This window comes from Streptomyces sp. XY006, assembly GCF_002237655.1.
Classification (GTDB): Bacteria; Actinomycetota; Actinomycetes; order Streptomycetales; family Streptomycetaceae; genus Streptomyces; species Streptomyces levis.
On the sequence record NZ_NOKT01000032.1, the window covers coordinates 59,805 to 86,752 of the forward strand.

Annotated in this window: 25 protein-coding genes; 10 read left to right on the plus strand and 15 right to left on the minus strand. The window is 72.8% G+C overall.

The window, feature by feature from the left end; all coding sequences use genetic code 11:
* Positions 1-11: 11 nt before the first annotated feature.
* Positions 12-1,295, minus strand: a complete 1,284-nt coding sequence (locus CHR28_RS30575; RefSeq protein WP_094056958.1) for a maleylpyruvate isomerase N-terminal domain-containing protein — start codon at positions 1,293-1,295, stop codon at positions 12-14.
* A complete protein-coding gene (locus CHR28_RS30580) occupies positions 1,292-1,873 on the minus strand; it encodes a sigma-70 family RNA polymerase sigma factor (protein ID WP_094056959.1) in 582 nt (193 codons plus the stop codon). Before CHR28_RS30580 ends, CHR28_RS30575 begins: the two co-directional genes overlap by 4 nt.
* A gap of 361 nt (positions 1,874-2,234) precedes the next feature.
* Here CHR28_RS30580 and CHR28_RS30585 point away from each other — a divergent pair, with 361 nt between their 5' ends.
* Positions 2,235-2,615, plus strand: a complete 381-nt coding sequence (locus CHR28_RS30585; protein WP_030849533.1) for an STAS domain-containing protein — start codon at positions 2,235-2,237, stop codon at positions 2,613-2,615.
* A 180-nt stretch (positions 2,616-2,795) separates the two neighbouring features.
* Positions 2,796-3,308 (plus strand): EF-hand domain-containing protein, encoded by a 513-nt coding sequence (locus CHR28_RS30590; protein WP_094056960.1) that lies wholly within the window; start codon positions 2,796-2,798, stop codon positions 3,306-3,308.
* Positions 3,309-3,358: 50 nt separating this feature from the next.
* Here the strand turns inward: CHR28_RS30590 and CHR28_RS30595 are convergent, their stop codons facing one another.
* Positions 3,359-4,861: a class I adenylate-forming enzyme family protein gene (locus tag CHR28_RS30595; RefSeq protein ID WP_094056961.1), complete on the minus strand. Its 1,503-nt coding sequence runs from the start codon at positions 4,859-4,861 to the stop codon at positions 3,359-3,361.
* 89 nt (positions 4,862-4,950) lie between these two features.
* Between CHR28_RS30595 and CHR28_RS30600 the strand changes: the two genes are divergently transcribed.
* The 4 genes from CHR28_RS30600 (at position 4,951) to CHR28_RS30615 (ending at position 9,109) form a co-directional block, all read left to right on the plus strand.
* Positions 4,951-6,147: an amidohydrolase family protein gene (locus CHR28_RS30600; protein ID WP_094056962.1), complete on the plus strand. Its 1,197-nt coding sequence runs from the start codon at positions 4,951-4,953 to the stop codon at positions 6,145-6,147.
* Positions 6,147-7,280 carry an acyl-CoA dehydrogenase family protein gene (locus tag CHR28_RS30605; protein ID WP_094056963.1) on the plus strand — a complete coding sequence of 378 codons (1,134 nt, stop codon included), beginning with the start codon at positions 6,147-6,149 and terminating at the stop codon, positions 7,278-7,280. Before CHR28_RS30600 ends, CHR28_RS30605 begins: the two co-directional genes overlap by 1 nt.
* A gap of 5 nt (positions 7,281-7,285) precedes the next feature.
* The gene (locus CHR28_RS30610; protein ID WP_094056964.1) at positions 7,286-8,176 is read left to right on the plus strand and encodes an acyl-CoA dehydrogenase family protein; all 891 of its coding nucleotides are present in this window, start codon (positions 7,286-7,288) and stop codon (positions 8,174-8,176) included.
* 444 nt (positions 8,177-8,620) lie between these two features.
* On the plus strand, positions 8,621-9,109 hold the full coding sequence (locus CHR28_RS30615) for an ATP-binding protein (RefSeq protein WP_179272610.1): 489 nt from the start codon (positions 8,621-8,623) through the stop codon (positions 9,107-9,109).
* A 451-nt stretch (positions 9,110-9,560) separates the two neighbouring features.
* On the opposite strand, the gene CHR28_RS30620 is transcribed toward CHR28_RS30615, so the two are convergent.
* Positions 9,561-10,487 carry a cyclase family protein gene (locus CHR28_RS30620; RefSeq protein WP_094056966.1) on the minus strand — a complete coding sequence of 309 codons (927 nt, stop codon included), beginning with the start codon at positions 10,485-10,487 and terminating at the stop codon, positions 9,561-9,563.
* A gap of 104 nt (positions 10,488-10,591) precedes the next feature.
* Here CHR28_RS30620 and CHR28_RS30625 point away from each other — a divergent pair, with 104 nt between their 5' ends.
* From CHR28_RS30625 to CHR28_RS30635, 3 genes are all read left to right on the plus strand, one after another.
* Positions 10,592-11,509: an SDR family NAD(P)-dependent oxidoreductase gene (locus CHR28_RS30625; protein ID WP_094056967.1), complete on the plus strand. Its 918-nt coding sequence runs from the start codon at positions 10,592-10,594 to the stop codon at positions 11,507-11,509.
* Between the two features lie 185 nt (positions 11,510-11,694).
* On the plus strand, positions 11,695-12,837 hold the full coding sequence (locus tag CHR28_RS30630; protein WP_094056968.1) for an acyl-CoA dehydrogenase family protein: 1,143 nt from the start codon (positions 11,695-11,697) through the stop codon (positions 12,835-12,837).
* The gene (locus CHR28_RS30635) at positions 12,837-13,886 is read left to right on the plus strand and encodes an alcohol dehydrogenase catalytic domain-containing protein (RefSeq protein WP_094056969.1); all 1,050 of its coding nucleotides are present in this window, start codon (positions 12,837-12,839) and stop codon (positions 13,884-13,886) included. Before CHR28_RS30630 ends, CHR28_RS30635 begins: the two co-directional genes overlap by 1 nt.
* Here the strand turns inward: CHR28_RS30635 and CHR28_RS30640 are convergent.
* Positions 13,876-14,916, minus strand: a complete 1,041-nt coding sequence (locus tag CHR28_RS30640) for a GlxA family transcriptional regulator (RefSeq protein ID WP_094056970.1) — start codon at positions 14,914-14,916, stop codon at positions 13,876-13,878. The two genes, CHR28_RS30635 and CHR28_RS30640, sit on opposite strands and share 11 nt — an antisense overlap.
* Positions 14,917-15,018: 102 nt before the next feature.
* Here CHR28_RS30640 and CHR28_RS30645 point away from each other — a divergent pair, with 102 nt between their 5' ends.
* Positions 15,019-16,323: an MFS transporter gene (locus tag CHR28_RS30645; RefSeq protein ID WP_094056971.1), complete on the plus strand. Its 1,305-nt coding sequence runs from the start codon at positions 15,019-15,021 to the stop codon at positions 16,321-16,323.
* Between the two features lie 15 nt (positions 16,324-16,338).
* On the opposite strand, the gene tgmC is transcribed toward CHR28_RS30645, so the two are convergent.
* The 10 genes from tgmC to CHR28_RS30695 form a co-directional block, all read right to left on the minus strand.
* The gene (tgmC, locus tag CHR28_RS30650; protein WP_256984500.1) at positions 16,339-17,457 is read right to left on the minus strand and encodes an ATP-grasp peptide maturase system methyltransferase; all 1,119 of its coding nucleotides are present in this window, start codon (positions 17,455-17,457) and stop codon (positions 16,339-16,341) included.
* Entirely contained in the window at positions 17,454-18,401 is a 948-nt protein-coding gene (tgmB, locus tag CHR28_RS30655) for an ATP-grasp ribosomal peptide maturase (protein WP_094056972.1), read from the minus strand. The genes tgmC and tgmB overlap by 4 nt, the downstream gene beginning before the upstream one ends.
* On the minus strand, positions 18,398-18,694 hold the full coding sequence (gene tgmA / locus CHR28_RS30660) for a putative ATP-grasp-modified RiPP (protein ID WP_094056973.1): 297 nt from the start codon (positions 18,692-18,694) through the stop codon (positions 18,398-18,400). The genes tgmB and tgmA overlap by 4 nt, the downstream gene beginning before the upstream one ends.
* A 33-nt stretch (positions 18,695-18,727) precedes the next feature.
* Entirely contained in the window at positions 18,728-19,198 is a 471-nt protein-coding gene (locus CHR28_RS30665; protein WP_094056974.1) for a DUF6415 family natural product biosynthesis protein, read from the minus strand.
* Positions 19,199-19,410: 212 nt separating this feature from the next.
* On the minus strand, positions 19,411-20,598 hold the full coding sequence (locus CHR28_RS30670; RefSeq protein WP_094056975.1) for a helix-turn-helix domain-containing protein: 1,188 nt from the start codon (positions 20,596-20,598) through the stop codon (positions 19,411-19,413).
* Between the two features lie 108 nt (positions 20,599-20,706).
* Positions 20,707-21,348 (minus strand): HAD family hydrolase, encoded by a 642-nt coding sequence (locus tag CHR28_RS30675; protein WP_094056976.1) that lies wholly within the window; start codon positions 21,346-21,348, stop codon positions 20,707-20,709.
* Positions 21,349-21,755: 407 nt separating this feature from the next.
* On the minus strand, positions 21,756-22,376 hold the full coding sequence (locus CHR28_RS30680) for a flavin reductase family protein (protein WP_094057001.1): 621 nt from the start codon (positions 22,374-22,376) through the stop codon (positions 21,756-21,758).
* A gap of 42 nt (positions 22,377-22,418) precedes the next feature.
* Positions 22,419-23,267, minus strand: a complete 849-nt coding sequence (locus CHR28_RS30685; RefSeq protein WP_094057002.1) for an enoyl-CoA hydratase/isomerase family protein — start codon at positions 23,265-23,267, stop codon at positions 22,419-22,421.
* A complete protein-coding gene (locus tag CHR28_RS30690) occupies positions 23,267-25,492 on the minus strand; it encodes an acetate--CoA ligase family protein (RefSeq protein ID WP_094056977.1) in 2,226 nt (741 codons plus the stop codon). The genes CHR28_RS30685 and CHR28_RS30690 overlap by 1 nt, the downstream gene beginning before the upstream one ends.
* Before the next feature lie 180 nt (positions 25,493-25,672).
* Complete coding sequence (locus tag CHR28_RS30695; protein ID WP_094056978.1) at positions 25,673-26,878, minus strand: flavin-containing monooxygenase; 1,206 nt, start codon at positions 26,876-26,878, stop codon at positions 25,673-25,675.
* Positions 26,879-26,948 lie beyond the last annotated feature (70 nt).

The following is a 26,948-nucleotide window of genomic DNA, read 5'->3' on the forward strand; positions in this document are numbered from 1 at the left end:
CCGGCCGCGTTCTACATCCTGCTCAGTGACGCCGCCGCGAACAGGACGTCCCTGATCGCCTCTCTGTCGCCCACCTGGCCGGCCGCCGCCTCCTGGGGTGGGACGTGGCCCGCCGCGAGGCGGCAGAACTCGACGCCGTCCAGGGCCACGTGGGCCACCTCGTGTTCGGCGGAGCCCTTGGCAGCGGGGGAGTCCAGCGGGATGAGCCACTCGCCGCCGCCCGAGCCCTCGATCTCCAGGCGCAGGCTGCGGCCCGGTTCACCGGCCGCGACCAGGTGGCGGTGGTGGGCGGGGGCCGCGAGGCCGGCCTGCCTGCGGTGGGCCAGCGCCGTCGGGAGCATGCGGGCCGCCAGGTCGATCATGCGGTGCAGATGGCGTGGCGAGGGCGGGTCGAAGGGGTAGTCGACGGCGTCCGCGATGTCCTCCGCGTGCACCCAGCACTCGAAGGCCCGGTCGAGCATCGCGTCGTGCAGCGGCAGGTCGAAGTCGCCGTACGGGATCGGCATCCGGCCCCCGCCGCCGCCCGTGAAGGACACCGTGCGCACCAGGTTGTGGCTCTGCTCCCGCCAGGGGGCGCGCACCGCGCGGGTGGGCGGGAAGTGGGAGGCGCGCCAGAACGCCTCGGTGCGCTCCGCCGGGGTCGGCCGCGCGGAGGGGACGTCGCCCAGCGGGTCGTCCAGGCCGAGCGCGACCGCCACCAGCCCGTCCACGCTGAGCAGATGCGCGATCACCCCGGCGACGGTGGTCCGGCGGGTCGTCGCCTCGTCGCCGTGGAACCAGCGCAGCCGTACCGGCGCGTGCCACTCGGCGTCGCCGAAGTCCTGCAGCAGGGCGTCCAGACGGGCGGTCTCGGCGTCGTACGCGGCGGCCCACTCCGGCACGGGGATGCGCGGCGGGCGCCGCTCCAGGCACGTCTCCAGGACGCGGGTGCGCAGGCCCGGGTCGAGGTCCAGGCTCTCGGGGCGCTGCAGCAGTCCGACCGCCTCGCGCAGCCGCCGCGCCTCGTCGGCGCACGCGCCGCACGATCCGAGGTGCTCCTCGACGGCCGTGGCCTCCTCGGCCGAGCAGGCGGCCAGCGCCCAGGCGCCGAGCAGGGACTTCAGCACGGGATGCTCGAACACGGGCCGTTCCGGTGGTGGTGGCGCGGGCAGGGGGAGCCCGTTGTCCTCGACGGAGGCCCGGGGCATGGGAATGCGCGGCGGCCGGCCCGGGCCGCGGCCCGGCTCGTCGCCGTGGTCGGGGCCGCCGTCGTCCTCGTGGTCGTCGTACGCCCCGGAAGCATCCGGTCCGCTCACGCCGCACCCCCGGATCCGGGCGGGGCGCCGGGGGCCTCGGTGTCGTGGGCGGTGGAGAGCAGTTGCAGGCCCAGGCGCAGCCGGCGGCGGGCCTCGTCCTCGGTGATGCCGAGGTCGGCGGCGGCCTGGCGGTAGTCGCGGCGCTGGAAGTAGGCCCGCTCCAGGGCCGAGCGCAGCGGGACCGGCATGGACTGGACGATGTAGTCGGCGCGGGCGGCGACCGCGGCGCTGCGCACCCGTTGCTCCAGTTCCTCCGCGGTGCCGGAGCCGTCCCGGGCGAGGGCGGCGGTCTCGGTGGCGCGCAGCCGCTGCACCGCGAGCCGGTGGGTCAGTCCGGCGACCCAGGTCCGCAGCGGGCCGTCCTTGGGGTCGTAGGAGTCGGGGTGTTCCCAGACGTGGACGAAGACCTCGCGGGTGATGCGGTCGGCCGCGCTCTCGTCGCCGAGGACGCGGTGGGCGAGGCCGTGCACGAGGGAGGCGAACCGGTCGTAGAGCTCACCGAGGGCGGCGGCTTCCCCGCGGGCGAGCCGCTGCTGCATCTTGCGGTCCCAGCGAGGCGGTACGTCCCTCTTCGCCATGCGGCCCCCTCACCCCCTGCTCGTGTTCCGCGCCCGTGTCCTGTCCAGCCTGTGCCTCATGTCTCCTCGAATGTAGTCGGCACGTCCGGCGGCGCACGCCCCTTTGTGGCAATGTGCGCCCCCCGAGGGGCCGCAGGTGGTAGGAGGCCACCCGTGCCCGGGCCAGGAGCCTTTGGTGCGCGCCTACCCCTCTGCCCGCCGATCAGACATGACTGATAAGGATCGAAGCGGATCGAAGCCGACTAAAACAAGCCTCTTTTGCCCGCCATCCGTTTTTGGGCCCGTGTTTCAGGGAACGGCCGCTGGGCAGCCGCGCTGCAAGGAAGCGTAGGGACTGCTTCCGTTTTGGCGAGCGAGGGGCGTGGTGGTGACCTTCAAAGTGACCGGCGGCGAGCAGGGCGAGTGGGCCGTGCTCCAGGTGTCGGGCGAGCTGGATCTGGTGACGTCGCCGGTGCTGCGTCAGCGGGTGCACGACGTGGTGGCCGAGGGGCACCACTGTCTCGTCCTGGACCTGTCCGAGGTGTTCTTCTGCGATTCCAGTGGGGTCGGCGTGCTCATCGCCGCCCGCCGGCTCATCCGCTCCTGCCAGGGCCGGCTGCGCCTGGTGCTGCCCGCCCGGGGCGCTGCGGACGGCTCGCACGTGAACCGGGTGCTCGGCGCCCTGGGCGTGCGCCGTCTGTTCGACGTGTACGGCGATGTGGACGCGGCCCTGGGCGACGAGGGCGAACCCCTGTCGGCATGACACCCGCGTGACGTCCCTCTCACGCAACGTAAGCCCCAAGCCGCGGTCGCGGCACGGTGTTGTCCCGGAATTCCCCCGGTCTTGGCACAAGTGACGTTTTCCCGCGCCCGAACCGCTCCCCCCGTCGTACGCTCCGACCGAAGACGCACCCCACCTGACGTAAGGCGGCCCGAAAGAGACATGGTCAGCAGCGAGTACGAGCGCAGGATCGCCGCCCGGTTCGCCACCTTCGACCAGGACGGCAACGGCTACATCGACCGCGAGGACTTCTTCGGGGCGGCCAAGGCGCTGCTCACGGAGTTCGGCGTCGCGGCCCGCTCCGACAAGGGGCAGGCGCTGTACGGCGGCGCCGAGGCGTTCTGGCAGGGCATGGCCGGGATAGCGGACCGCGACGGCGACCAGCGCATCACGCGCGAGGAGTTCGTCAACGGCGCGGTCAAGCGCCTGCGCGACAACCCCGACCGGTTCGCCGAGATCGCCCGCCCCTTCCTGCACGCGGCCCTGGACGTCGCCGACACCGACGGTGACGCCGCGGTGACGGTCGACGAGGCCGGGCGCGTCCTGAAGTGCCTGGGCGTCCCCGAGGAGATGGCCGCACCGGCCGCCGCGGAGCTCGACGCGGACGGCGACGGCAAGGTCGGCGAGGCCGATGTCGTGCCCGCCTTCGCCCGTTACTTCACCGTGCCCGAGTAGCCCCCCGGGCACGGGACTCACGTGCCCGAGCAGCCCTCGGGGCGCCGGACTCACGTGCCCGAATAGCGTTCGCGCAGCCGGTACTTCAGCACCTTCCGCAGGGTCTCGCCCCGCGGAAGGGCGTCCACCAGCTCCAGCCGTTCCGGCAGCTTGTGCACCGACAGTCCCTCGGCGCGCAGGAACGCGGTCACGGCTTCGAGCGTCAAGGCCGCGGCCCCGGGCGGCTGTTCCACCACCGCGCACACCAGCTCCCCGCGCACCGGGTCGGGCAGCCCGATCACGGCCACGTCCCCGACCGCCGGATGCCGGTGCAGCAGGTCCTCTATCTCCCGGGCCGAGATGTTCTCGCCCTTGCGGATGATGACGTCCTTGAGCCGGCCGGTGAGCACCAGGTGACCGGTCTCCGTGAGGTGCCCCAGGTCGCCGGTGCGCAGGAAGCCCTCCTCGTCGAAGGCCTGCGCCGTCTGCGCCGGGTCCAGGTATCCCCGGCACACGGCCTCCCCGCGCAGCCGCACCTCCCCGTCCACGACCCGGATCTCCATGCCCTGCGGCGCCCGCCCCTCGGTCGTCGCCAGCAGCTCGGCGCTGTCGTCGGGCGACCCCATGGTGATCATCGGCACCTCGGTCATGCCGTAGCCGTGGGTGAGCTGCACGCCCATCTCCCGCACCACCGCGTGGTACAGCTCCGGCGGCTTGGGGGCCCCGCCGCCCGCCAGCAGCCGCAGGGACGGCAGCAGTGGCTCCCCGGGCCGCTTGCGCTGCTCCGCCAGGAACATCGAGTAGAACGCCGTCGAGCCGCCCGCGATCGTCACCCCGTGCGCCCGGTACGCCGTCAGTGCCTCGGGCAGCGCGAACTGCTCGAACAGCACCGCCGGGAAGCCGTACAGCAGCAGCATCACCGTGTAGTCGGGCCCGCCGATGTGGGCGTAGGGAAAGGCGATCGACCCCACGTCGTCCGCCGAGGGCCGCAGGGCGTGGGCCAGGCAGGAGCCGCCCGCGAGCAGCGAACGGTCCGTGTGCAGCACGCCCTTGGGGGCGGAGGTCGTGCCGGACGTCCAGTAGATCCAGCGGACGGCGGTGCCGTCGGCCGGCGCCGGGGGCAGTACCGACGGGTCGCCGTCGGGCAGTTCGCCGTAGGCCTCGAAGACGCCCTTCGCGCCGAGCCTGCGGGCCATCTCCGTGTGGTCGAAGCCGCGCCACACGCCCGGCACCGCGAAGAACTCCGCCTTGGACTCCCGCAGCGCGAAGCCCACCTCGCGGTCCCGGTGGAAGGGGATCACCGGGCTCTGCACGGCGCCGAGCCGGGCCAGCGCGAAGGAGAGCAGGGCCGTCTCGATACGGGTGGGCAGCTGCCAGGCGACCACCGTGCCGGGGCGTACGCCCATGCCGTACAGGCCGGCCGCCACCCGCTCGGCGCGCACGGCCAGCTCGCCGAAGGTGAGGACGCGGTCGTCCTGGAGGAAGAGCGGGCGGCCGGGCGTGGCGGCGGCGCGGCGGGCCACCAGCTCCCACAGGGTGCGGGACGTGCTCAGGGCGTGCGGGGTCTCGTTCACGGCTGCCCCCTGCTGCTTGGCTGACGGGTCGTCAGGTGGGATGCTATCTGACGCTGTATCAGATAAGTACCGTCCGGCGGAGGGGACCCATGGCGACCGAACTGCCCCGCATCATCAGCGTCGACGACCACGTGATCGAGCCCGCCCACCTCTTCGACACCTGGCTGCCCGCCAAGTACCGCGACCGGGGCCCGAGGCCGCTGACCGCCGGCATCGGCGAACTCGCCTACGTCGGCGGCAAGTACCGCATCACCATGGACCCGGACGGCCCGCCCACCGACTGGTGGGTCTACGAGGACCTGAAGTTCCCGTACAAGCGCAACATCGCCGCCGTCGGCTTCGACCGGGACGAGATGACCCTGGAGGGCATCACCCGAGCCGAGATGCGGCGCGGCTGCTGGGACCCCAAGGCGCGGCTGGCGGACATGGACCTCAACCACGTCGAGGTCAGCCTCTGCTTCCCCTCCTTCCCCCGCTTCTGCGGCCAGACCTTCGCCGAGGCGCACGACAAGGAGGTCGCCCTGGCCTGCGTGCGCGCCTACAACGACTGGATGGTCGAGGAGTGGTGCGGCGACAGCGGCGGGCGGCTCATCCCGCTCTGCCTGATCCCGCTGTGGGACGTCGGCCTCGCGGTCGCCGAGATCCGCCGCAACGCCGCGCGCGGGGTGAAGGCCGTCACCTTCTCCGAGATCCCCACCCACCTCGGTCTGCCGTCCATCCACAGCGGCTACTGGGACCCGTTCTTCGCCGTCTGCCAGGAGACCGGGACGGTGGTGAACATGCACATCGGGTCCTCGTCCCAGATGCCGGCCGCCTCCCCGGACGCCCCGCCCGCCGTCCAGGCCTCGCTCAGTTTCAACAACGCGATGGCCTCGATGATGGACTTCCTGTTCAGCGGGGTGCTCGTCCGCTTCCCCCGGCTCAGACTCGCCTACTCCGAGGGCCAGATGGGCTGGGTGCCGTACGCCCTGGAGCGGGCCGACGACGTCTGGGCGGAGCACCGCGCCTGGGGCGGCGTACGGGAGACGGTCCCCGAGCCGCCGTCGACGTACTACTACCGGCAGATCTTCTGCTGCTTCTTCCGCGACCGGCACGGGGTCGCCTCGATCGACGCCGTCGGCCGCGACAACGCCACCTTCGAGACCGACTACCCGCACGTCGACTCGACCTTCCCGCACACCAAGGAGGTCGCGCTCGACCACGTCAAGGGCCTCGACGACGAGACGGTGTACAAGCTGATGCGGGGCAACGCCATCCGGATGCTCGACCTGGACCTCGACCGCTGATGGACCTGTCGGACACCCCCGAGGAGGAGGAGTTCCGGGCCCGGCTGCGCGCCTGGCTCGCCGCGGTGCTCCCCGGTCTCCCGCCCAAGCCGCCGCCCGACGACTGGCCGGCGCGGCGGGCGTACGACCTCGGCTGGCAGCACAGGCTCCACGACGCCGGGTACGCCGGCGTCCACTGGGACGCCTCCCCGGCGATCCGGCTGATCTTCCTGGAGGAGACCGAGAAGGCCGGCGCCCCCTACGTGGGCGCGAACTTCGTGGGCCTGCTGCACGCCGGGCCGACCATCGCCGCCGAGGGCACGGCGGAGCAGCGGGCGCGCTGGCTGCCGCCGATCCTGCGCGGCGAGGAGGTCTGGTGCCAGGGCTTCAGCGAACCGGAGGCCGGCTCCGACCTCGCGGCCCTGCGCACCCGCGCCCGGCGCGAGGGCGACACCTACGTCGTGACCGGCAGCAAGCTGTGGACCTCCCACGCGGAAGTGGCCGACTGGTGCGAGCTGTTGGTCCGCACCGACCCCGAGGCCCCCCGGCACCGGGGCATCACCTGGCTGGCCCTGCCCATGGACACGCCCGGCATCACCGTACGGCCGCTGCGCACGCTCGCCGGGTCGGCCGAGTTCGCCGAGGTCTTCCTCGACGAGGTGCGGGTGCCCGTGGCCAACCGGGTCGGGGACGAGAACGACGGGTGGCGCGTGACCATGGTGACGCTGTCCTTCGAACGCGGCACCGCCTTCGCCGGCGAGGTCGTCGCCTGCCGCCGCGTCCTCACCGAACTGGCCGCCGCGGCCCGGGGCAACGGCCGCTGGGACGACCCCGCCCTGCGGCGCCGGCTCGGCAGGCTGGGCGCCGAGTTCCGGGCGCTGTGGCGGCTGGTGCAGTGGAACGTGAGCGCGGCCGGGACCTCCGGCGGCGTGCCGGGCGCCGGCGGCTCGGTCTTCAAGCTGCGCTACTCGCACGCCCGCCAGGAGCTGTACGACGCCGCCGCCGACGTCCTGGGCGACGACTGCCTCGACCTGGACCGCCCCTGGACCCTCGACCGCCTCTCCTCGCTGTCGTACACCATCGCGGCCGGCACCTCGCAGATCCAGCACGGCATCATCGCCGAGCGGATCCTCGGCCTGCCGAAGGGACGGTGAGGGCGGTGCGGTTCGGTCTGACGGAGGACCAGCGGGCGCTGCGCGACGCGACACGGCGGCTGCTGGCCCGGCACTTCGGCGGCCAGGCGTTGCGGGCGGCCCTGGACGGACCCGCGCGGCCCGACCGGGCGCTGTGGCGGGCCCTGGGGGAGGCCGGGTTCTTCTCGCTGCGGCTGCCCGAGGCGCGGGGCGGCGCCGGACTGGGGCTGCCGGAGGCCGTGTTGGTGTTCGAGGAGGCCGGGCGGGCCCTGCTGCCCGGGCCGCTCGTCGCCACGCACCTCGCGGCCGGGGCCGTCGCGGGCGCGGCCACCGGGGAGGCCGTGGTGACAGACGTCGACGGCGGCCTGGTGGAGTGGCTGGCGGCGGCCGACGTCGTCCGCGGGGACGCCACCGGAGCCGTGCCGCTGCGCTCGCTCGACCCGCTCACGCCGCTGCACCGCGTACCCTCCGGGCGGCCCGCGCACGAGCGGCGCGACGTCCGCCTCACCGTCCTGCTCACCGCCGCCGAGCAACTCGGCACGGCCGGCCGCGTCTGCGAGCTGGCGGCGCAACACGCCCGGGCGCGCGAACAGTTCGGACGGCCCGTCGGCGCCTTCCAGGCCGTGGCGCACCTGTGCGCCGGGATGCTGGTCCGCACGGAGACGGCCCGCGCGGCGGTGTACGCGGCGGCCGTCACCGGCGATCCGGTCGACGTCGCCGCCGCCCGGCTGCTCGCCGACGAGGCCGCCGTACGCGGTGCCCGCGACTGTCTCCAGGTACACGGCGGCATGGGCTTCACCTGGGAGTCCGAGGTCCATCTCCATCTGAAGCGCGCATGGGTTCGAACCCGACGTGGCGGCGGTGTCACGGAGAGTGAGGAGGTGGTGGCGGCGGATCTGCTGGCCGGAACGGCCTGACAGGCCGCCGGGCTGCCGTATCGCCGCACGGGAGGCTCATGGATGTCGCGGATCGTGGCACACCATGATCACGGAGCGTTGATATCGGTCTGTGTCCTCGGTGTGACTCGTCACGGCCCGGAGTCGACGGCACGCTCCGGTACCTTGTGTGAGATGCGAGTGGCTCTGAGCGCAGCGCGACCCCGTGGCGCCGCCTGTTCGACTGCCCCTGGGGAGCGTCGCACAGTATGCCGCACGGGTACTCCTTCGCGCTGGAATATGCCCGAAGCGCTTGTTGGGGTGACTGTACGTCAACCATGCTGTCCCACAAGGGATTCACGTTCCGTGATCCCTGACTCGGCCGTTGTTCTGGCCATGCAGAAAATGGCTACGATCGTGGCCCTCGTGAGGCGCGAGCCTAAGTGTCCGCCGGTTCGGATGGTGTGAGCGGTGCAGGTGCTTCAAGTGCAGCTGGAGATCCGGCCCGACCCCGCAGAGGTGGGGCGGGCGCGGCGGTGGGCCCGCTCGCGCCTGGCCGGGTCGGGCATACAGGCCGATGAACCGCTCGCCGAGACGCTGATTCTGCTCGTCTCCGAGCTCGTCACCAACGCCGTGGTGCACACCGGCCGTCCCGCCGTGCTGCGGCTCAGTCTGCCGCCCGCGGTGACGGAGGAGGCCACGGTCCGCCTGGAGGTCGCCGACCGCAGCGGCCGGGCCCCCGTGCCCCGGTGCGCGGGCGACGAGGCGACCGGCGGCCGGGGCCTCGCCCTCGTGGACGGCCTCGCCGACCGCTGGGGCTGGAGCGTCGAGGCCACCGGTAAGCGCATCTGGTGCGAACTGGACCGGTGTGCCGCGTCCCGTGAGATCGCGGCGTCGTGCGGGGGCGGCGCGGTGGCGTACGGCGGCGCCGGCGGCGCGGCTCTCGAAGGGTTCGCGGCGTACGAGGTGGTGTAGGCCCGCCTTTCGGTCCGGCGGTGCGCGGCGGCAGATGCCGCGCCGTCGAGGTACGGCGGCACATGCCGCGCGGTCTTGCGGCGGACCCGGGGCACGTGGGCATCACGGGTCGGCCGGTTCCCTGCGGAGATGCGGCGGTGCGCCGGGACGTGCTTCCGTGCGCGCCCGCGGCAAAAGCCGCATAAGAAACAAAACGCCGAATCGGTGTTGACGCGTCGTGACCGGATGCTCACGCTTGTGGGCAGCGATTCGCCGTGAGGGGACGGCGAGGGCTGCGACGACGGCGGTCCTCGGCGAGTGTGAGTCGTGACTCGGCGTCGGCTTCCGTCAGGGCCATGGAAGCCGGGGCGGGAGCGCCGGAGTCGGATGGCGGCGCGCGCTGTCGTGTTCGGGGCGAGCAGCGCGGCGCCGTCATTCCGGTTCCGGGGGCTTCAGGAGGGTGGTCACCGGCCTACAGGACGGCGACCGGGGCCACCGGGGATCCGGTCGCCCCGGTGAACGGCTCGGGGGTGGCCGACAGCAGGAAGGCGTAGCGGCCGGTTTCTCCACAGGCTGTGGACAACTTTTCGAGATTCCAGTTCTGGCCCTGCGGCATGCCCATCTCCACGAGGTGGAGGGCGTGCACCGGCAGCCACAGGTCCTCCGACTCCGGCGGGAACACCTCGAAGGTGAGGGTGTCGTTGGCGACGGCGGCGATGTCCCGCGCGTGGAACCACTCCGGCGTCCGCACCGACAGCCCCGGCGAGGGATACGCGTAGGCGTGCCGGTCCCCGGCCAGGAAGACCCGCATCTGCCCGGTCCGCACGAGCACGGCGTCACCGGCCCGCACCCGGGTCCCGGCCAGTTCCTCGGCGGCGTCCAGGTCCTCGGGCGTGACGGCGTACGACCCGTCGAGCCGGTCCGTGCCCCGGGCCCGGGCCACGTCGAGCAGCACCCCGCGCGTCACGAGGTGCCGCACCGTGCCGATGCCGCTGAACTCGGCGCCGCCGTGCGCGGTGACGGTGTGGGCCGGGCGGCCGTTGTAGAGCCGGCCGGAGTGGGAGACGTGGGGCAGGGCGTCCCAGTGGGTGGCCGCCTGGAGCCCCATGGTCACGGCGTCGTCGCTGCACGCGACCGTGCCCGGGCCGAACAGCTCCTGGTTGATCTGCACCATGACGTGCAGCGGGTTGACCCGGCCGGGGATCATGCCCGTCTGCACGCCGTCCTGTCGCAGGGGCAGGGCGAGCGGGACGCGACGGCCGGTGCGGACGGTGGCGGCCGCCTCCCGGACCACCTCGTCCGTGATCAGGTTCAGCGTGCCGAGCTCGTCGTCGGGCCCCCAACGGCCCCAGTTGTTCACGCGCTTGGCGATCTCGTGGAACGCGGCCGGCAGCGACATGGGTCCTCCGCGGGGCTTGTCTTCCCGTATCTGACGGGTCGTAGAATCCAGGAACGGCGTATCTAACGGTCCGTCAGAAACCGTGGCGCGGGAAGGGGACCGGCGTGGGCAACTTCTTGGCAGGCAGGGTCGTCGCCGTCACCGGCGCCGGGCGGGGCATCGGCCGCGCGGTCGCGCGGGCGGCCGCCGCCGAGGGAGCGAGGGTCGTCGTCAACGACTACGGCGTCTCGGTCGACGGCGCCTCCCCGGCGAGCGAGGTCGCCGAGGCCGTGGCCAAGGAGATCACGGCGGCGGGCGGGGACGCGGTGGCCGTCGCCGACGACATCTCCACGATGGCGGGCGGGCAGCGGGTCGTCGACGCGGCACTGTCCGCGTACGGACGGCTGGACGGGGTGGTCTGCGGCGCCGGGATCCTGCGCGAGCGGATGCTGTTCAACATGACCGAGCAGGAGTGGGACCCGGTCCTCGCGACGCATCTGAAGGGCACCTTCACGGTGTTCCGGGCGGCGTCGGCGGTGATGCGCGCCCAGCGGTCCGGGACCCTGATCGGCTTCACCAGCGGCAACCACCAGGGGTCGGTCGCGCAGGCGAACTACAGCGCGGCGAAGGGCGGGGTCATCTCCCTCGTGCGCAGCGCCGCGCTGGGGCTGCACAAGTACGGGGTGACCGCGAACGCGGTCGCACCGGTCGCCCGGACCCGGATGTCGGCCGGGGTGCCGATGCGGCTGGCGGAGATCGGGGAGCCGGAGGACGTCGCCGCGCTGGTGGTGTACCTGCTGTCGGGCGAGGCCGCCCGGCACGGGATCACCGGGCAGGTGTACACGGCCGCCGGGGCGAAGATCGCGGTGTGGGCGCAGCCGCGGGAGCTGCGGGCCGTGTACGCCGAGGGCGGTGCGTGGACGCCGGAGCGGATCGCCGAGGTGCTGCCGGGGTCGGTGGGGGTGGATCCGATGCCGATGCTGGAGGGGGTGGCGGCGATGGAGCGGGCGGCGCGGGGAGGAGAGCGGCCGAACGCGCGGTAGCCGGGGGGCCGCTGGCCCCGGGGTTTTCGGCGGCCCGGGGAGTGCCGGCGGCTCGGGGGCGTGTGTGTGCGGGGGTGCGGGGTGTGCGGTGGTGTGGCGGGTGCGGGTTCGTTGTGGCTTGGCGCGCCGTTCCCCGCGCCCCCGAAGGTGGGGTTGTGCCCTGCGGCGTCGAGAGGAGAACCCTGATGGACTTCGGCTTCGGTCCGGAGGACGAGGCGTTTCGGGGTGAGGCCCGGGGCTGGCTCGCCTCGCACGTCAAGCCCGTTCAGGACCGGCGGACTTGGGAACGCACCCTCGGTGCGGCCGGCTGGATCGGGATCGGGTGGGGCGAGGGCGGGTACGGGAACCGCACCGCCTCCCTCACCCAGCAGGTCGTCTGGGCCGAGGAGTACGCGCGCTCGGGGGCGCCCCCGCGGTCGGGGCACATCGGGGAGAAGCTGCTCGCGCCCACGCTGATCGCGCACGGCACCGTCGAGCAGAAGGCCCGCTTCCTGCCCCCCGTCGCCGCCGGTGAGGAGCTGTGGTGCCAGGGCTACAGCGAACCCGGCGCCGGATCGGACCTGGCCGGGGTCCGCACGGCGGCCGTACGGGACGGGCGGGTCTACCGCGTCACCGGGCAGAAGATCTGGACCTCGCTCGCGCACGAGGCGCACTGGTGCTTCGTACTGGCCAGGACCCGGCCGGGCTCGACGCGGCACCACGGGCTGTCGTTCCTGCTCGTGCCGATGGACCAGCCGGGCCGTATCGAGGTCCGGCCCATCCGGCAGATGACGGGCACCAGCGACTTCAACGAGGTCTTCTTCGACGGCGCACGCGCCGAGCACGTCGTCGGCGCCGAGGGCGACGGCTGGCGGGTCGCGATGAGCCTGCTCGGATTCGAGCGGGGCGTGTCCACGCTGGCCCAGCAGATCGGGTTCGCCGAGGAACTGGACGGTGTGGTGCGCGCGGCCGTCGCCTCGGGCGCCGTACGGGACCCGGTCGTACGGGAGCGGCTCGTGCGGCTGTGGGCCGAGCTGCGCACGATGCGCTGGAACGCCCTGCGCACGCTGGGCGGTTCGGCCGACCCGGGCGCCCCGAGCGTGGCCAAGCTGCTGTGGGCCGGCTGGCACCAGCGGCTCGGGGAACTGGCGGTACTGGTGCGGGGCGCTGCGGGGGCCGCGGGGCCCGGAGAGTGGTCGGCGGCGGCGCCGTACGAACTGGACGCGGCGCAGCACCTGTTCCTCTTCTCCCGGGCCGACACGATCTACGGCGGCTCGGACCAGATCCAGCGCACGATCATCGCCGAGCGCGTGCTCGGACTGCCCAGGGAGCCCAAGGGGGCCGTGTGATGCGAGGCGTGATCTTCGACGGCAAACGGGTCCGGGTCGTGACGGACCTGGAGGTGCGCGACCCCGGGCCGGGGGAGGTGCGGGTGGCGATCTCGGCGGCCGGGCTGTGCCACAGCGACCTGTCGGTGGTGGACGGGACCATACCGTTCCCGGTTCCCGTGGTGCTGGGCCATGAGGGTGCCGGGGTCGTGGAGGCCGTAGGTGTGGGCGTCACCCATGTGGCGCCCGGGGATCATGTCGCGCTGTCCACCCTCGCCAACTGCGGGACCTGCCCGGACTGCGACCGGGGCCGGCCGACCATGTGCCGGCAGGCCATAGGCCGCCCTGGTCGGCCGTTCCGCCACGAGGGTCTGCCCGTCCACCAGTTCGCCGCCAACTCGGCGTTCGCGGAGCGCACGGTCGTCAAGGCCGTCCAGGCGGTCCGGGTCCCCGGCGACCTCCCGCTGCCGTCGGCCGCGCTCATCGGGTGCGGGGTGCTCACGGGCGTGGGCGCGGTGCTGAACCGGGCGCGGGTGGACCGGGGCGACCGCGTGCTGGTGATCGGCACCGGCGGGATCGGCCTGAACGTCCTGCAAGGGGCGCGGCTCGCGGGGGCGCTGCGGATCGTGGCCGTCGACGCGAACCCGGCGAAGGAGGAGGCGGCCCGGCGGTTCGGCGCGACCGACTTCCTCACCTCGATGGACGGCGTGCGGGACATCCTGCCCACGGGCGCGGACCACGCCTTCGAGTGCGTCGGCCGTGTGGAGCTGATCCGGCAGGCGATCGACGCGCTGGACCGGCACGGCCAAGCGGTCCTGCTCGGAGTGCCCCCGGCCACGGCGGAGGCGTCCTTCCGCGTCTCCTCCCTGTACCTGGACAAGTCCGTCCTCGGCTGCCGCTACGGCTCCTCCCGGCCGCAGCGGGACATCGCGCTCTACGCCGAGCTGTACCGCCGGGGCCGTCTCCTGCTCGACGAACTCGTCACCCGGACCTATCCCGTGGAGGACTTCGAGAAGGCGGCGGCTCACGCGCGGGCGGGGCGGGTGGCCCGGGCCGTCCTCACGTTCTGAGGCCGGCTCCCGGCTCGTCGGCTCCGGCCCGGAAGGTCCGGCGGTAGGCGGAGGGCGTCACGCCGAGCGCCGCCTGGAGGTGCTGGCGCATCGACTGGGCCGTGCCGAAGCCCGCGTCCCGGGCCACCTGGTCGACCGAGCGGTCGGTGGACTCCAGCAGGTGCCGGGCCCGCTCCACCCGCTGCTGGGTGAGCCACTGGCCGGGGCTGACGCCGGTCTCCTCGCGGAAGCGGCGCGTGAACGTGCGCACCGACATGGACTCCTGGGCGGCCATGTCGCGCAGCTGGATCGGCTCGTGGAGGCGGCCCAGGGCCCAGGCACGGGCCGTGGTGGTGGACGCCTGCTGCGGGTCCGGCACCGGCAGCGCGATGAACTGCGCCTGTCCACCCTCGCGGTACGGCGGGACGACCGTGCGGCGGGCCACCTCGTTGGCGACGGCGGTGCCGTGGTCGCGGCGCACCATGTGCAGGCACAGGTCGATGCCGGCCGCGACGCCCGCCGAGGTCAGGACGTCGCCGTCGTCGACGAACAGCACGTCCGGGTCGACCCGGACCCGCGGGAAGAGCCGCTGCAGGTGCTCGGCCTGGGCCCAGTGGGTGGTCGCGGGGCGGCCGTCGAGCAGACCGGCGGCGGCGAGGACGTAGACACCGGTGCAGATGGAGGCCAGCCGGGTGCCGGGCCTGAGGTGGGCCAGGGCGGCGGCGAGCTCGTCGGTCAGCACGCCCTGCTCGAAGACCGGCCCGAGCTCGTACGACGCCGGGACGATCACCGTGTCGGCGGTGGCCAGGGCCTCCGGGCCGTGCGGGACGTGGATGGCGAAGTCGGCGTCCGTCTCCACCGGGCCGGGCGGCCGGACCGAGCAGGTCAGGACCTCGTACAGGGGCCGTCCGCGGTCGTCCTTCGGGCGGCCGAAGATGCGGTGCGGGATGCCCAGCTCGAAGGGGAGCAGCCCGTCGAGGGCGAGGACGACGACGCGGTGCGGCCGGGCGCCGGCGTCCGCGGTACTGGAGGTGCTCAGCGCTTCGCTCATCTCAGGTCGTCCCGTCCGTGGCCGAGGTCATGGCCCGATCCTAGCGAACGCTGTCCTTCGGGCCACTCGCTGCGGGCGGCCCCGAGCCCGAAGCTCTATGGCGTGACCCAGACAACCGAAGCAGCGGCCGTCGAGCAGCCGCCGAAGCCCAGCCGCCGCCGGCGTGTGCACCGCGCCTGGTTCGTCGCCGCCGTCACCTTCGTGACGATCATCGGCGCCGCCGCCTTCCGTTCCGTGCCGGGTCTGCTGATCGACCCGCTGCACCAGGAGTTCGGCTGGTCGCGCGGCACGATCGGCGCGGCGGTCTCCGTCAACCTCGCGCTGTACGGCCTGACCGCCCCGTTCGCGGCGGCGCTCATGGACCGCTTCGGGATCCGGCGGGTCGTCGCGGTCGCGCTGACGGTGATCGCGCTCGGCTCCGGGCTCACCGTGTGGATGACTGCGGCCTGGCAGCTGATGCTGTGCTGGGGGCTGCTGGTCGGCCTCGGCTCCGGCTCCATGGCGCTGGCCTTCGCGGCGACCGTCACCAACCGCTGGTTCACCGAGCGGCGCGGCCTGGTCAGCGGCATCCTCACCGCCGCGTCGGCCTCCGGGCAGCTGATCTTCCTGCCGCTGCTGTCCTGGATCGTGGAGACGTACGACTGGCGTCCGGCCGCGGTGACCGTCGCTCTCGCCGCGCTCGCGGTCGTGCCGTTCGTCTGGCTGCTGCTGCACGACCACCCCGCCGACGTGGGCCAGAAGCCGTACGGGGCGCCCGAGTTCGTCCCGAAGCCCGCGCCGGTGGTGGGCGCCGCCCGGCGTGCCGTGAAGGTCCTGTTCTCGGCCGCGCGAACCGGCCCGTTCTGGCTGCTCGCCGGGACGTTCGCGATCTGCGGCGCCTCCACGAACGGCCTGGTCCAGACCCACTTCGTGCCGGCCGCGCACGACCACGGCATGCCCCTCACGGCCGCGGCCTCGCTCCTGGCGGTCATCGGCGTCTTCGACGTCGTCGGCACGATCGCCTCCGGCTGGTTCACCGACCGCTTCGAGCCGCGCCGCCTGCTGGCCGTGTACTACGCGCTGCGGGGCGTGTCGCTCCTCTTCCTGCCGATGCTGCTGGCGCCGAGCGTCCACCCGCCGATGATCTTCTTCATCGTCTTCTACGGCCTCGACTGGGTCGCCACCGTCCCGCCGACCCTCGCCCTGTGCCGTGAGCAGTACGGCGAGGACAGCGCGATCGTCTTCGGCTGGGTCCTCGCCTCCCACCAGGTGGGCGCGGCCCTCGTCGCCTTCCTCGGCGGCGTGGCCCGCGACACGTTCGGCTCGTACGACGTGGTCTGGTACGCGTCGGGCGCACTGTGCGCGGCGGCGGCACTGATGGCGTTGGTGATCCGACGACGAGGGCCGGCTCTCACGGTACGGGTCTGAGAGCGCGCGGGCGGATCACCAACGGACCGTCTGACCTTCCCCGGTGACACGTACGGTGAACCGCGCCGGCGGTGGTGTGCCGGCGGTGCGCCACCGGCCGACCAGTTCCTCCACGGCGTCCCAGAGCGCGTGGGGCCCGTCTTGGCGGACGAGCCACTGATCCCCGTGCTCGTACAGGCAGGCCCACGAACCGGACTCGGCATCGATCAGAACGTCCTCGGTGCGCCCGTTCCGTCGCAGCGCCACGTGTTGGGCGTCGGGTACAGCGAGTTGCACGACGAAGCGGGACGTCCAGTCGTCCAGTACGTCAGCACCTGTGGAGGTCCCGCGTTCCTCACCCTCGTCGAGATCGGGAAGGAGACCGAGCGGTGGCGGCATGTGGGCGCGCGCCAGCATGAAGTTCACCCCGCCGCCCAGCAGCGGACCGGTCGCCGTGCCGTCGTCTCGGACCGTCAGGCGCGCGAGCTCCGAGGAGCCGAGCCATCCCCCGACGGTTGCCAGGATCCGGCCCCCGGGCCGGGTTTGCTCGATCCACGACTCCGGCACCGCGCGCACGCCACACGTGGCCACGACCCGGTCGTACGGCGCCCCTGCGGGGTGGCCGAGGAGCCCGTCGCCGGTGACGAGCGTGGGGTACGTCCCGAGGCGACCGAGGGCTGCTCGTGCCCGCGTGGTCAGGTCCGGGTCGTACTCGATCGACGTGATGCTCTGCTCACCGAGGCGCGCGCAGAGCAGCGCGGTGGAGTACCCCGTGCCAGTACCGATCTCCAGCACACGGTGGCCGTCCTCGACTTGGAGGTCCTCCAGCATGCGCAGTACGAGGGAGGGCAGCGTGCTGGAACTGGTGGGCTCGCGCATGATTCGTCCGCGGATGTCCGTCGGCGCGATCGTGCCGGCGATCTGAGTCACCAGAGACTCGTCCGAGTAGCACCCCTCCAGCCAGTCCGTGTCCCCTTCCCATACGGGCTCCCATGACGTGACCCCGCCGCCGGATGCCCGCCGGAAGAACCCGCCGCGCAGGAACTCGTGCCGTGGGACGGCAGCGGCGGCGTGCTTCCAGGGCTCGGTGCGCAGGTTTCCGTCAGCGGTCATCGCGTCGATGAGCCGCTTGTGCAGCTGTGCTTGGTCGCTCACGTCTTCCCCTCCAACAGGTCGGCCAGAGTTGCGCACATGGGCAGGCCTGTCTCGGATTCCAGCCAGTACCACTGGCCGGAGGGATTGCACTCCAGAAACCACCACCGGCTCTCATGGTCGACAGCGAAGTCGAAGGCGCCGAAGGAGAGCAGGAAATGGCTCATGTAGCGATGAATTGCGGGCAGGATCCCGGGCGGTGCCTCGACGGGGGCGTACGTCAGTTCGCTGTAATCGGTTCGCCAGTCCAAGAGACCCGAGTCGATACGGACGCAGAACACCTTGCAGCCGATCACGGTCACCCGCACGTCGGCGATCTTGTGAACCCGCTTCTGGAACAGATGCGCCGTGCCCGCCACGCCATCATCGATGTCCGTTGCCGACACTTCGGCGATTTCCACTACGGATGAGACACCGTCGACTCGATAGGCGGGATTGTGCAGCGGCTTGTAGATGACTGGCCCGTGAGCCTCGCAGAAACTTCGGGCGGCTGTGGGGCTGGACGTGATCAGGGTGGGTGGTACCAGGAACCCGGCTTCGATCGCCGCCATCAGCCCGGCCGGTTTGAACTCGGCGTCCCCGATGCGGTGCGGGTGATTGACGTAGAGGCAGCCGGGCAGCGAAGCCAGAACTCCGCCGAGCCCATAGCGGGCCTGGGTGATGGCGAAGCGTGCGTCCTGCTCGTCGAGGTGGGGGAAGGCGAATCCCGTCGGCCGGCGATAGTAGAGCGCCCGGACGCTTTCCAGGTCCGTGATACGGGAGGAAGTGAGAACCCGGCCTCGTAAGCCATGCTCGGTGATCTCTGCCTCCATCGCCAGGGAGGAAGGGAAGTCCCCCGAGTCGAGCCGCACGACCGGGACCTCACGAGCGTGCAGCTCGCGGATCACCACGTCTGCCGTCGGGTCGTGCAGGCTGGTGATCACGAGCACCGGACGGGTGTCCTTCACTGGTCACTGTCACTTCCGGAATCGGTGTCCGTGGAGCCCTGGTTCTGCCCGTCCGGGCTGGTGCCTGTGGACGGAGACGTGCCCGTGCTGGTGCCGTGGCCGGGCATCTCCATGACCTCGCCCGCGGCGTCGTAGAACACGGCGGTCTGGGTGGTGGGGTCCAGCTCGGCACGGACGTACTCAGGAGCCATGGTCGGGTAGGGCGTCATGCGGCTGATACCCCACGGGCGAGGGGCGCCGATTCCCTGCGGAAGGGCCGGGGCGCTGGGCAGACGATCGGAGTGGACGAACATGTCTCTTCCCTGGGTGTGAGTGCTGACGGGTGTTTACCGCTCGGGCCGGGGTGCGGGCTCGGTGAAGTGTGAGGTCACGGCCGGTGCACAGCGCAGATGAACCCTTCCGCGGTCGAGAACCCCGGCCCCGCCCGGCGCCCGCTCGTACGGAAGCCAAGCGTCGTCGTCGATGACGCGATCACAGATGAGGCACATGGTGATGCCGGTCAATGCGTCGTAGTGGTCGCAGAGTGCGACGACCGACCGGGCCAGTCGCTTCACGCGTTCCACGCTGTGGCGCGGACTCTCGCCACTCTCGGGCTCGGCCATGCGATGCCTGGCCTGGGCGACTCCGGCCTGGGCGACGTTCGCCGGCACGTCGTCGTCGGGGCACCCTGCCACGAGGTCCTCGAGCCGCGGAATCAGGTCGTGCAGGAATCGGCGGAGGTCCTGACCGATATGTCGGACGACCTGGTGGCGCGGCAAAGTGCGCTGGTCCAGGAACCAACTCGCCTCGGCCCGCATGGAGACCGTGCCCGGAATGGTCGCAGCGTTCCCGGAGGGTGTCGCGCTTTCACTCCGATCCCGGCATCCACCCGCGTGGTAGCGCTCTCCGTGCCGATCTTCCCGTGAGGCGTTGGCCACGTCGTCCCCCTGCCGATTCCTGAACGTGCACCAGATGGTGAAGGTGGCAGGGACCGACAACTACCCCCGCGAGGGGTACGCCGGGGACTCGCTCAGGTGGCGGCACACCACTCTGCGAAGTTGGTGAGGCTCTCCGAGTCGCCGCGCTTGAGCCGACGGAGCGTGGCAGCGTCCTCGCGCACCCACGGGTGCACGCGAGTGTGCTGGGGTGCGATGTGCCGAGCGGTCTTCAACGACTCGAACGCCTTGCTCGGCAGGCCCGACCACAATTGCGCGCGGGCGAGCTCGATGTAGAACCCTGAGCGCCGTTCGTCCGGCAATTCCGTGGGAGGGTCCCACCGGCCCGCTACGCCAAGGGCGCGGCCGATGTACTCGTCCCCGAGGCTGACCGCGACGGACACCTCATGGATTCTCACGGAGTCCGGGCCGAACGCGGTGCCGCGGTACACGCCCTCCGTCACGCGATCGGCGAGCACAGCCGCCTCGGTGAGATGAGTGACTGCCGCCGAGCCGTCGCGGGCCCGGCCCGCGATGACGGCGGCCCTCATGTGCATGGCCCCCCTGACAGCGATCTCCGGGGTGGTGGTGGGGGCGGGAGCGGCGTCCAGGGCCTGCTCCAGAGCGCGTAACCCGGCCGAGAAGGCACGAGCGGCGAAGAAGGTCTCCGTGCGCACGTAGGCGACGGTTGCGGAGAGCAGGGGGTCACAGGTCTCCGGGACAGCCCAGCGCATGAGGTCGATGAGGCGCGCGGACAGGTCCTGGGCACCGAACTTGTAGGCGACGGCATCCGCGGACCGGTAGGCCTGCACCAAGAGGCCGGCCAGCTCGGACCGCTCCGCGCCGGAGGCGGCGTGATAGGCGCGGGCGAGTTCACCGAGCAGGTCGGGTACCTCGCGGGCGATGCCGGTGTACCGGGCAGCCAGGCGTAGTCGGGCGGTCTCGGCGACGGCCTGGCGTAGTTCGCGCGTGGACCGGACCGGACCGTCGTCAGGGAAGTCGTACGTGGCGATCGTGGCAGACAATGCGGGCAGACACTCGTGCACGCGAGTGTGGGCGGACGCACGGTCGGTCAGGAGACGCATGGGGTCGACGCCGAGAGCATCGGCGATGGCCTCCAGAGTGGGACCGCTGACGCCGCGTTCGCCACGTTCGATCTTGCGCACGGTGCCGAGAGAGACGTGAGCTGCGTCTGCGAGTTGCTTCTGCGTCAGCTTGGGCCGCATCACGCTGCGGTAATAGGCGATCCGGGCGCCTACCCGACCCTTGCTGTGAGCGGACATGCCGGCTCCCCTTCCGTGCTTCCGCTGCGAACCGTACCGGTGTCGCGACAGCGCGTGCACAGCAACGGCACTCGGCCCGTTCCAATGGGTGCGGGCCGCGTCGTGCCGTCAGACCTGTACGACCTCGGTGAGATCGGAGAGACTTCCGATCCGCCAGTCCGCCGTGGCGACGACCTCCGGGGCGTCAGCCCAGAGGTGTCCCCATGGGCCACGGCGGAGGTGGGCCGCCCGCAGGCCGGCTGCCTTCGCCGGGAAGACGTCGTTGGCGGGGTGATCGCCGACGTAGAGAGTCGCGTCCGCGGCGGCGTGGGAGACCTCAAGTGTCCGCTGGAAGAAGTCCGGGTGCGGCTTGGCCACGCCCCACTCCCCGGAGGTCACGATGAGATCGGCGGGTAGGTTCAGGGCGCGCAGCAGCTCACCTGCGCGGGGCGTCTGGTTGCCGGCGATGACGACGCGGACGCCTGCCTCCCGGAGCGCGGACAGGGTCGGGCGGACGTCGTCGTAAAGGTCGTCCTCGTCGAGGTGCTCGCCCCGGCCCGCGGCTTCGCGAGCGTGGTACTCGGCGTCGACGTCGATACCCGGGCGGACCAGACGGAGGGCTTCGGCATTGTCCTGGCCTTGGGCGACGACGGCACCGACGAGTGCGGAAAGGGTGTGTCGGGGTACGTCCAGCCAGTCGGCCCAGGCAGCCCAGTACCGATCGTCACGGGTGATCGTCTCGCCGATGTCGAACACGATGGTCTCAATCACCCTGGGAGCCTAAAGGGCGGTGGTGACGCGGCCGGTCGTCCGCGCAGGCCCTGTGGTCCTCGGGCAGGGGCCGGGCACCGCCGGGTGCGACGCGACAGAGCCGTCGGGCCGCCCGCTTTCTCGGCAGTGTCGTGCCTTCGCGGCCTGCCTCAAGGGCGCTTTGCGTCGCCTTCGGCGATGGCCCTGCGGGCCACCCTTGACCCAGGCCGCTGCGGCACGGGAGAGAAGCGAGCGAGCGGCCCGGGAAGCGGGTGGCCGGGGGCGGTGGGCCCTCGGGTCGGTCGCGTGGCCGGTCGGCGAGGGGTGGCGCGTGCGCGTCTCGCCTGCACGCCGGGGGAGTTCGGCGGGTGCCGGCGTCCAGGGCGCGTCCCCGCGCGGCTTGGTGCCGGCGAGCCGTCGTGGGTGGGTCAGGGCTGTAGGTGGGTGAAGTGGCCGCGGTGGAAGAGGAGGGGGGAGCGGGGTGGGTTCTGCTCGGGTGGGCCGAGGGCGGTTGCGCGGCCTACCACGATCACGTGGTCGCCGCCCGGGTGGACCGCGTGGATCGTGCAGTCGATCCACGCGGCCGTGTCCGCCAGGCGGGGGGAGCCCGACACCGGGGCCGCGTCGTAGCGCACGCCCGCGAACTTGTCCGTGCCGCTCGCCGCGAACGCGCGGCACAGGCCGGCCTGGTCCGCGGCCAGGACGTTGACGCAGAAGACGCCGGCCCGGGCGATGCGCGGCCAGGTCGTGGACGTGCGCGCGACCATGAAGGCGACCAGGGGCGGGTCGAGGGAGAGGGACGTGAAGGACTGGCAGGCGAAGCCGGCCGGGGAGCTTTCCGTGCCGGTGGGAGGCGCGGTGACGACCGTCACGCCCGTCGCGAACGTGCCCAGCACGCGACGGAATTCGCGCTGGTCCAGGGGTGCGCGCTCGTCCCCCCGCACGCAGCGCAGCTCCGGGCGCGGCAGCGCCTCCACCGGCTCAGCGGCGGTGGCCCGGGCCGACCTGAGGTAGCGGACGGCGGCTTCCGCCATGCCTGCTTGTCCCATCATGTCCAGCATTGAAACTGACGAATCGTCAGATAGGAAGGGCTAGTGGCCCTCGTAGTGCGGGGTTTCGCGCTCCAGGAAGGCGCGCACGCCCTCCTGGGCGTCCCGGGTCGTCATGTTGATCTCCTGTGCCGCCGCCTCCGCGGCGAAGGCGGTCGCCCGGTCGGTGTCCAGGGACGCGTTGACGAGCTGCTTGGTCAGGGCGAGGGCGCGGGTGGGGCCCGAGGCGAGGCGGTCGGCCCAGGCGCGGGCCGTCCCGGCCAGGTTGCCGTCCGGCACGACCCGGTTCACCAGGCCCGTCCGCTCCGCTTCCGCCGCCGTGAGCGCGTCGCCGAAGAACATCAGCTCCTTGGCGCGCCGCGGGCCGACGAGGCGGGGCAGCAGATAGGCGCCGCCCGCGTCGGGGACCAGCCCGCGGCGCACGAACACCTCGATGAAACGGGCGGATTCGGCCGCGAGGACCAGATCGCAGGCGAACGCGAGATGCGCGCCGAGCCCCGCCGCCGTGCCGTTGACCGCCGCGATCACCGGCTTCTCGCAGTCCAGTACGGCCGCGATCAGCCGCTGCGCGCCGGTGCGCAGGGTGCGCGCGACGTCCCCGGCGATCCGCTCACCCGGGGGCGTGCCCGTGCCCCGCAGGTCCGCGCCCGTGCCCGTGCCCCGCAGGTCCGCGCCCGCGCCCGTGCCCCGCAGGTCCGCGCCCGCGCAGAAACCGCGGCCCGTGCCGGTGAGGACCACGGCCCGTACGGCCGGGTCCGCCGAAGCGTCGGACAGCAGCTCGATGAGCCGTTCGCGCTGGTCGGGGGTGAGCGCGTTGAGGGCCTCGGGCCGGTTGAGGGTGAGGGTGAGGACCGGGCCGCCGGTCGAGCGCAGCACCTCGGGTTCCGCCATCAGCGGCACACCGCCAGCGCGTCCAGCGCCACCGCCCCCTGCCCGCGGGGCAGCACCATGAGGGGGTTGATGTCCAACTCGGCGAGGTCGTCGCCGAGTTCCAGGGCCATGCGCTGCACGCGCAGCACGACCTCGACGAGCGCGTCCAGATCCGCCGGGGGCCGCCCCCGCACCCCCTCCAGCAGGGCCCGCCCGCGCAGCCCGGCGAGCATGTCCCGCGCCTGCTCCTCACCGAACGGCGGCACCCCCACGGCCGTGTCGCGCAGCACCTCGACCAGCACACCGCCCAGCCCGACGGTCACGGTCGGTCCGAACAGGTCGTCGTGGGTGACGCCGACGACCATCTCCACGCCGTGCTCGACCATCTGGCAGACCAGGACGCCGTCCAGCGCGACGTCCTGGTAGCGGGCGATGTCCGTCAGCTCGCGGTAGGCGTCGCGGACCTGGCTGGCCGAGGTCAGCCCGATCTTCACCAGGCCCAGCTCGGTCTTGTGGGCGATCTTCGCGCCCGAGGCCTTCATGACGACCGGGTAGCCGACCGGTCCGGCCGCCCGTACGGCCGCCGCCGCGCTGGTCACCAGCTGCTCGCGCGGGACCCGGATGCCGTACGCCCGCAGCAGCGTCTTCGCCGCGTGCTCGCTGAGCTGCCGGCCGGGCTGCATGAGGGCCCGGGCCTTGCGGTACGACGGCGAGGGGGTGCGCGGGGCGTCGTCGAAGGGGGAGCGGTAGCCGGTGGCGAAGCGGTGGTGGGCGAGGTGGGCGCGGACGGCGGTGAGGCAGTTGCCGACCGTGCGGAAGGTCGCCACGCGCGAGGAGCCCAGCAGGACCTCGCGGTAGGCGGGCTCGGTGCCCACGGGCGAACCCCACACCACGCACACGAGCTTGTCGGTCCGCTCAGCGGCGTCCACCAGGTCCCGGACGAGACGGTCGCTGAGCGGCGGGAACGGGCCCGTGACGGGGCAGATCAGCACGCCCACCGCCGGGTCGTCGAGGAGCGCGTCGATGATCTTCCGCCCGCGCTCGTCGCCGACCGGATGCCCGCCGTTGTCGACGGGGTTGGCCACGCTCAGGTAGGCGGGTATCCACTGGTGCAGCTCGGCCTGCTTCGCCTCGGACAGCACCGGCAGCCGCAGGCCCGCCGCGCTCGCCAGGTCGGCCACGTGCGCCCCGGTGCCGCCGGAGATCGAGTAGACGACCACGCCGTCGGCGCGCGGCGGGCGGGCCCGGGCCAGCAGGGCCGCCGTGTCCTGGAGTTCGTCGAGGCCGTCGACGCGGATCACGCCGTACTGCCGCAGCGCCGCGTCCACCACCGCGTCGGCGCCCGTGAGCTTGCCGGTGTGGGAGGCGGCCGTGCGGGCGCCGGTCTCGGTGCGGCCCACCTTGACGGCGACGACCGGCACCCCGCGCCGGGCGGCCCGGTCGGCGGCGAGCAGGAACGAGCGGCCGTCCTTCAGCCCTTCCAGATAGCAGGCGATGGCGCCGACCTCGGGCTGCTCGGCGAAGTACGAGAGGAAGTCGGCGGTCTCCAGGTCGGCCTCGTTGCCGGTGGGCGCCCAGTGGGAGAGGCGGATGCCGAGCTCCTGGAGGGCGAAGACGGGGCGGCCCTGGTGGCCGGACTGGGTGATCAGCGCGATCGCCGGTCCCCGGAGGTCCTCGCGGAACCGCTCGAAGGCGTTGAGGTTGGTGTTGGGCCCCAGCAGCCGCATCCCGGACCGCTCGACGGCGGCGGCGAGGCTCCGCTGGGCCGCCTCGCCCTCCGGCCCGGTCTCCGCGAACCCGGAGGCGAAGGCGACCGCGAACCGGGCCTTGGCCTCGGCCAGTTCCTCGATCACCGGCAGGGGGTCGCCGACCAGCACGACCGCGAGATCGACCTGCTCGGGCAGGTCGGCCACGGACGGGCAGCAGGGCAGGCCGAGGACGGACGGCCGGCTCGGGTGCACGGGATACAGCCGGGCGCCGACGCGCCCGGCCCAGTCGGCGAGCTGCCGCGTGATGCCGGTCCGGGGCCGTCCCTCGGTGTCCGAGGCGCCGATCACGGCGACGGACCGGGGACGGAAGAAGCGGTCGAGATCGGGGACGTCGGCGTGCAGCGGGCGTCCGCTGACGTCGAGGTCGCCCACCTGGGCCGGCCTGCCGTGCACGGCGGGCCCGGACCGTTCGCCGCAGGCGAGGGCCCGGGCCCGGCGGGAGTCGGTGGTGAGAGTGCCGTGGGTCGATCCAAGCATCGTTCCGCCCGCTCCTGTGAGACAGCCGCTAACTGACGCCCTGTCAGATTAACGGAACTGACAGGACGTCAGGAATGGGCGGGAGCAGACGAGTCGGCCCGGTGGCCGGCGCGGAGCATCGGCGGGTGACGACAACGCGGCAGATGTGCGTGCCAGCCCCCGCGTTCCGAACGACGGGTCCTAGCCCGGCAGCCGGGAGACCTGCCCCGAACCGTCCCGGGCGACGGCCTTCGCGATCCGCACCGCGTCGATCGCCATCTCGCGGAGGTTGCCGCTGATCGGGTTCGTGAAGCCGGTGAAGTACAGGCCGGGCGCGCCCTGTGGGCTGCGGGCGCCGTGGACGACGGGCCTGCCGCGGGCGTCGAGCACACCGAGGTGGCCGACCAGGTCCTCCAGGGCGCGGACGTAGCCCGTGGCGGCGATCACGGCGTCCGGCGAGATCCGGGTGCCGTCGGCGAGGGCGACCTTGCCGCCCTCCTCGAAGGCGTCCACGGCGGCGACGACCTCCACCCGGCCCGTGCGCACGGCGTCGATCAGCCCGACGTCCTGCACCGGGATCGCCCCCTGCCGCACCCTGCTGTACAGCCCGGTGTCCGGGCGCGGCAGCCCGTGCGCCGACAGGTCGGGCATCGTCAGCTTCGCCTGGACCCGGGACATCCGGTCGACCAGGCCGACCGGCAGCCGGCGCACCAGGATGCCGCTGTACTGGGCGGCCCAGCCGGCCGTCGAACGGCGCAGGATGTGCGGGACGGTGCGCACGGCCAGCCGGACCCGGGCGGCGCCGCTCTCGACGAGGTCCACGGCGATCTCGGCGCCGGTGTTGCCGACGCCGACGACGAGGACGTCCCGGCCGGCGTAGGGCTCGCCGTTGCGGTACGCGGCGGCGTGCAGGAACTCGCCGGGGTAGGTGTCGCGGCCCGGCCAGTCCGGCACCCGTGGGGTGTGGTTGAAGCCGGTCGCGACGACCACGGCGGCGCCGGTCAGCTCCCGGCCGCCGGTGGCGCGCAGCAGCCAGCCCGTGTCGTCGGGCAGGCGCTCCACGCGGGAGACCTCGACGCCGGTGACGATCTCCAGGCGGTGGTGCTCGGCGTACTTCTCCAGGTAGCGCACCACGTCGTCCCGGGACACCCACCGTCCGAACCGGCGTGGCATCGGCAGTCCGGGCAGGGCGGAGAAGCGGCGGGTGGTGTGCAGGTGCAGCCGGTCGTAGTGGCCGCGCCAGGACGCTCCGACCCGGTCGGACTTCTCCAGGACGACGGCCCGTATGCCCCTCGCCCGCAGCGCGTACGCGGCGGCGAGCCCGCCGGGACCGCCGCCGATGACGTAGACGGGGCGGTCGGGTGCGGGATGCGCGGAGGAGTGTGTGGGGGGTGTGGAGTCGGCCATGAGCGGGAGCGTAACCCCGGACCCGCTTGATGGGTCTCGGTCAAGACCGGAATTGGTTTCGGATTGATCA

Coding starts and splice junctions, on each gene's coding strand:
- CHR28_RS30580 (WP_094056959.1), bottom strand. CDS start 1,873: ATGGCGAAGAGGGACGTACCGCCTCGCTGGGACCGCAAGATGCAGCAG.
- CHR28_RS30590 (WP_094056960.1), top strand. CDS start 2,796: ATGGTCAGCAGCGAGTACGAGCGCAGGATCGCCGCCCGGTTCGCCACC.
- CHR28_RS30600 (WP_094056962.1), top strand. CDS start 4,951: ATGGCGACCGAACTGCCCCGCATCATCAGCGTCGACGACCACGTGATC.
- CHR28_RS30605 (WP_094056963.1), top strand. CDS start 6,147: ATGGACCTGTCGGACACCCCCGAGGAGGAGGAGTTCCGGGCCCGGCTG.
- CHR28_RS30620 (WP_094056966.1), bottom strand. CDS start 10,487: ATGTCGCTGCCGGCCGCGTTCCACGAGATCGCCAAGCGCGTGAACAAC.
- CHR28_RS30630 (WP_094056968.1), top strand. CDS start 11,695: ATGGACTTCGGCTTCGGTCCGGAGGACGAGGCGTTTCGGGGTGAGGCC.
- CHR28_RS30635 (WP_094056969.1), top strand. CDS start 12,837: ATGCGAGGCGTGATCTTCGACGGCAAACGGGTCCGGGTCGTGACGGAC.
- CHR28_RS30640 (WP_094056970.1), bottom strand. CDS start 14,916: ATGAGCGAAGCGCTGAGCACCTCCAGTACCGCGGACGCCGGCGCCCGG.
- tgmA (WP_094056973.1), bottom strand. CDS start 18,694: ATGTTCGTCCACTCCGATCGTCTGCCCAGCGCCCCGGCCCTTCCGCAG.
- CHR28_RS30665 (WP_094056974.1), bottom strand. CDS start 19,198: ATGCGGGCCGAGGCGAGTTGGTTCCTGGACCAGCGCACTTTGCCGCGC.
- CHR28_RS30670 (WP_094056975.1), bottom strand. CDS start 20,598: ATGTCCGCTCACAGCAAGGGTCGGGTAGGCGCCCGGATCGCCTATTAC.
- CHR28_RS30680 (WP_094057001.1), bottom strand. CDS start 22,376: ATGGGACAAGCAGGCATGGCGGAAGCCGCCGTCCGCTACCTCAGGTCG.
- CHR28_RS30685 (WP_094057002.1), bottom strand. CDS start 23,267: ATGGCGGAACCCGAGGTGCTGCGCTCGACCGGCGGCCCGGTCCTCACC.
- CHR28_RS30690 (WP_094056977.1), bottom strand. CDS start 25,492: ATGCTTGGATCGACCCACGGCACTCTCACCACCGACTCCCGCCGGGCC.
- CHR28_RS30695 (WP_094056978.1), bottom strand. CDS start 26,878: ATGGCCGACTCCACACCCCCCACACACTCCTCCGCGCATCCCGCACCC.